This window comes from Sphingomonas bacterium, from assembly GCF_903644055.1.
Taxonomy (GTDB): domain Bacteria; phylum Pseudomonadota; class Alphaproteobacteria; order Sphingomonadales; family Sphingomonadaceae; genus Sphingomonas_I.
The window spans coordinates 1-3,795 of the sequence record NZ_CAHJXD010000041.1; the positions used below are offsets into that span (position 1 = coordinate 1).

Consider the following 3,795-nt stretch of genomic DNA (forward strand, 5'->3'; position numbering starts at 1 on the left):
ATCTTGTCGAGCGGGATGCCGTCGAACAGGATCTTCATGTCGTCGATCGTATCGATCGCCACGCCCGCCTTGCCGACGTCGCCGGTCACGCGGGGATGATCGCTGTCGTAGCCGCGATGCGTGGCGAGATCGAACGCGACCGACAGGCCCTTCTGCCCCGCCTTGAGGTTGCGGTGATAGAAAGCGTTGGAGGCTTCGGCGGTGGAGAAGCCCGCATATTGGCGGATCGTCCACGGCCGCCCGGCATACATCGAGGCGCGCACCCCGCGCGTGAACGGCGCGAAGCCGGGCAGGCCGGGGTCCCAGCCCTCCACATCCGCCTCGGTGTAGAGCGGCTTGACGTCGATCCCCTCGGGCGTCGCCCACGTCAGGTCCTTGCCCTTGACCTCCTTGGCGGCGGCGGCGGACCATTTGGCGAGCGTCGGCGCGGCCGATGGCTCGGGCAGGTCGCGCGCGGGTGGCGCTGCGCCGGTATCCTCGCCCAGATTGGTTTCGATGGTCATGCACCCTCTTTCGTACTGCGGACGCTGGCGATCAGGATGCGACCGTCCTGCACAAAGTAGCCGATCCGATACTGGATGTCCGGAAGCACAAGTTCACGCCCGGCATCGGCACGCAGTCGGCCGATCAGAGGAAAAGCCGGGAGACGCGTCACGCCGATCCGAATGGCGGCTTCGATCCTGTCCGCCAAATCGACGCTGCGGCCCGCCAGGAAATGCCAGATGCGGTCCATGTCTGCCTCCGCGCCTCGCGTCCAATCGAGCTTCACGCGGATCGCGCGGCAAGCCAGCGACGGCGGCGCTCCGCCGCGCGTGTGAGATACTCCTCGTGGCTGATCACGCGCCCGGCCTCGATGTCCGAAAGCGCATCCTGCATTGCTTGGTCAAAATCGGTCTCCAGATCGATCCGGGCGCGCAAGGCCTCCGCCGCGAGATCGTCGATCGATTGCGCGCGATCGCTTGCTATGGCGTTCAGCGCCTCATGATCAGCGCGATCTACCTCGATGCTGATGCGAACCCGGTCGTCCATCAATGCGCGCCCTCCTTCGGCGTTTCCATGATCTCGGTCAGCACGCCGTTCATGTCCTTGGGGTGGACGAAGAAGATCGGCGTGCCGTGCGCGCCGATGCGCGGTTCGCCGAGCACGCGGCACCCAAGCCCCTCGAACCACGCCTTGGCCTGCGCGATATCCGGCACCTCGTAGCACATATGATGCTGCCCGCCCGCCGGGTTCTTGGCGAGGAAGCCATGAATCGGCGAATCCGCGCCCAGCGGTTCGATCAGCTCGACCTGGAAGTTCGGCGCATCGACGAAGCACACCTTCACGCCCTGCGAGGGCATGTCGAACGGCGCGCCGATCACCTGTGCACCCATCACATCGCGATAATAAGCGATCGACGCCTCGATCGAGGGCGTGGCGACGCCGACATGGTTGAGCCGGCCGAGCTTCATCCCTCGATCCTCGGCTGCCGGGCGGCCATCGCGGCGCCTTCGATCAGCCCTTCGATACGGCTTACCCGATCGCGGAGCGCGACATGGCTTTCGGTGAGGCGCACGACATCGCCGCTCAGCGCCGCGAACTTGTCGTCGAGCCCGTCCATCCGTTCCTGATAGGCGAAGATCGTGCGAACTAGTCCGAACGCCTTTTCGGTAGCGCTCACGCCGGATCGCCCTGCAAGGCCGCATCGATCGCGGCGCGGGCGCGGTCGATCGAAGCATGCATCGAATCGAGCTGGCTATTCCATCTCGCCAGACGCATTTCGAGTTCGGGAAGGACTAGCTCCAGCGCCTCCTCATATTCGTCCGGAGCGGCGGGTTCCCGAGCGATATACTGGCTCGATGCCTCGCGCAGGACATGGCCGACGGACTTGCCGCTGGTCGCCGCGAAGGCGTCCAGCGCGGCCTTGTGATCGGGCGAGGTAAGAAAGGTGACACGTTCGGTCTGCATGGCGTTGCTCCTTCACATCACCTTATAATGTGCAGCTTGCGGCGATGCAACGAACGGCTCCTAGAGCGGAATATTGTCATGCTTCTTCCACGGGTTCTCGAGCTGCTTGTTCTTCAGCTTCTTCAGCCCCAGCGCGATCCGCCGCCGCGTCGAATGCGGCATGATCACCTCGTCGATGAAGCCCTTGCTCGCCGCGACGAAGGGGTTGGCGAAGCGCTCTTCATATTCCCTGGTGCGCGCGGCGATCGCATCCTTGTCGCCGATGTCCTTGCGGAAGATGATCTCGACCGCACCCTTGGCGCCCATCACCGCAATCTCGGCGGTCGGCCAGGCATAGTTCAAGTCGCCGCGCAGATGCTTGGACGACATCACGTCATAGGCGCCGCCATAGGCCTTGCGGGTGATGACGGTGATCTTGGGCACGGTCGCCTCGGCATAAGCGAACAGCAGCTTCGCGCCATGCTTGATGATGCCGTTATGCTCCTGCGCGACGCCGGGGAGGAAGCCCGGCACGTCGACGAAGGTGAGGATCGGAATGTCGAAGGCGTCGCAGAAGCGGACGAAGCGCGCCGCCTTCTTCGAACTGTTGATGTCGAGCACACCCGCCAGCACCATCGGCTGGTTGGCAACGATGCCGACGGTGCGCCCGTCGATCCGCCCGAAGCCGGTGAGGATGTTGCCCGCGTGCGTCGGCTGCACCTCGAAGAAATCGCCCTCGTCGAGCACCTTCCGGAGCAGCTCCTTCATGTCGTAGGGCTTGTTGGCGCTGTCCGGGATCAGCGTATCGAGGCTGTCGTCGATCCGGTCCCACGGGTCGTCGGTCGGGCGCTCGGGCACGTCGTGGCGGTTGGAGAGCGGCAGGAAATCGACGAAATCGCGCACCGCGACCAGCGCCTCAATGTCGTTCTCCAGCGCGAGATCGGCGACCGAGCTCCTCGTCGAATGCGTGATCGCGCCGCCGAGCTCTTCCTGCGTCACCACCTCGTTGGTCACGGTCTTCACCACGTCCGGCCCGGTCACGAACATGAAGGACGAATCCTTCACCATGAAGATGAAGTCGGTCATCGCCGGCGAATAGACCGCACCCCCCGCGCACGGCCCCATGATGACGCTGATCTGCGGCACGACGCCGCTCGCCAGCACGTTGCGCTGGAACACCTCGGCATAGCCGCCGAGGCTGGCGACGCCTTCCTGGATGCGCGCGCCGCCGCTGTCGTTGAGGCCGATCACCGGCGCGCCGACCTTCATCGCCATATCCATGATCTTGCAGATCTTCTGCGCGTGGCGTTCGGAGAGCGATCCGCCGAAGACGGTGAAATCCTGGCTGAACACGAACACCAGCCGGCCGTTGATCGTGCCCGATCCGGTGACGACGCCGTCGCCGGGGATCACCTGATCCTGCATGCCGAAATCGACGCAATTATGCTCGACGTACATGTCATATTCTTCGAAGCTGCCGGGATCGAGCAGCACCGCGACGCGCTCGCGCGCGGTCAGCCGGCCCTTCTTGTGCTGGCTGTCGATCCGGGCCTGGCCGCCGCCCATCGAGGCCTGGTGGCGCTTGTCTTCCAGCTTCTGCAACGTCGCGAGCATCTTCGTCCTTCGGGCACCGGATCTTCCATCCCGCCCTTTCCAGCCTTGCCGCCGTTACGCAAATGTGAAATTGCGAAGTTGCGAAGCGGGAGTTTGCAAATGGCGGTCAGGCTGCGGCGGTTCGCGGGCGCGGAGCTGCGCGCGCTGCGGTCCCGGCTGGCGCTGGGGCAGGCGACGATGGCGCGGCGGCTGGGGCTGTCGATCAGCTATCTTTCGCAATTGGAGAGCGACGATCGGCCGGTGACGGCGGCGGTG

Annotated in this window: 8 protein-coding genes; 1 reads left to right on the forward strand and 7 read right to left on the reverse strand. The window is 64.7% G+C overall.

Annotated elements, in window-relative coordinates; genetic code table 11:
• From HUU94_RS01775 to HUU94_RS01805, 7 genes are all read right to left on the reverse strand, one after another.
• On the reverse strand, positions 1–503 hold a 503-nt coding region (locus tag HUU94_RS01775), incomplete at its 3' end, for a methylmalonyl-CoA mutase family protein (protein WP_254601861.1).
• Entirely contained in the window at positions 500–769 is a 270-nt protein-coding gene (locus HUU94_RS01780) for a type II toxin-antitoxin system RelE/ParE family toxin (protein ID WP_302480173.1), read from the reverse strand. The genes HUU94_RS01780 and HUU94_RS01775, both read right to left, overlap by 4 nt.
• Positions 766–1,029 (reverse strand): hypothetical protein, encoded by a 264-nt coding sequence (locus HUU94_RS01785; RefSeq protein WP_174273415.1) that lies wholly within the window; start codon positions 1,027–1,029, stop codon positions 766–768. Before HUU94_RS01785 ends, HUU94_RS01780 begins: the two co-directional genes overlap by 4 nt.
• Positions 1,029–1,451, reverse strand: a complete 423-nt coding sequence (mce, locus tag HUU94_RS01790; RefSeq protein WP_174273416.1) for a methylmalonyl-CoA epimerase — start codon at positions 1,449–1,451, stop codon at positions 1,029–1,031. Before mce ends, HUU94_RS01785 begins: the two co-directional genes overlap by 1 nt.
• Positions 1,448–1,660 carry a hypothetical protein gene (locus HUU94_RS01795; protein ID WP_174273417.1) on the reverse strand — a complete coding sequence of 71 codons (213 nt, stop codon included), beginning with the start codon at positions 1,658–1,660 and terminating at the stop codon, positions 1,448–1,450. The genes mce and HUU94_RS01795 overlap by 4 nt, the downstream gene beginning before the upstream one ends.
• Positions 1,657–1,947 (reverse strand): hypothetical protein, encoded by a 291-nt coding sequence (locus HUU94_RS01800; protein WP_174273413.1) that lies wholly within the window; start codon positions 1,945–1,947, stop codon positions 1,657–1,659. The genes HUU94_RS01795 and HUU94_RS01800 overlap by 4 nt, the downstream gene beginning before the upstream one ends.
• A 60-nt stretch (positions 1,948–2,007) precedes the next feature.
• Positions 2,008–3,540, reverse strand: coding sequence for an acyl-CoA carboxylase subunit beta (locus HUU94_RS01805; RefSeq protein WP_174273418.1), 1,533 nt, complete (start codon positions 3,538–3,540; stop codon positions 2,008–2,010).
• A 99-nt stretch (positions 3,541–3,639) separates the two neighbouring features.
• Here HUU94_RS01805 and HUU94_RS01810 point away from each other — a divergent pair.
• A partial coding sequence (locus HUU94_RS01810; protein WP_174273419.1) for a helix-turn-helix domain-containing protein occupies positions 3,640–3,795 on the forward strand: 156 nt, incomplete at its 3' end.

Bases quoted from the DNA above. Each gene is read 5' to 3' on its own strand.
- HUU94_RS01785 (WP_174273415.1), bottom strand. From the start codon at position 1,029: ATGGACGACCGGGTTCGCATCAGCATCGAGGTAGATCGCGCTGATCAT.
- mce (WP_174273416.1), bottom strand. From the start codon at position 1,451: ATGAAGCTCGGCCGGCTCAACCATGTCGGCGTCGCCACGCCCTCGATC.
- HUU94_RS01800 (WP_174273413.1), bottom strand. From the start codon at position 1,947: ATGCAGACCGAACGTGTCACCTTTCTTACCTCGCCCGATCACAAGGCC.
- HUU94_RS01805 (WP_174273418.1), bottom strand. From the start codon at position 3,540: ATGCTCGCGACGTTGCAGAAGCTGGAAGACAAGCGCCACCAGGCCTCG.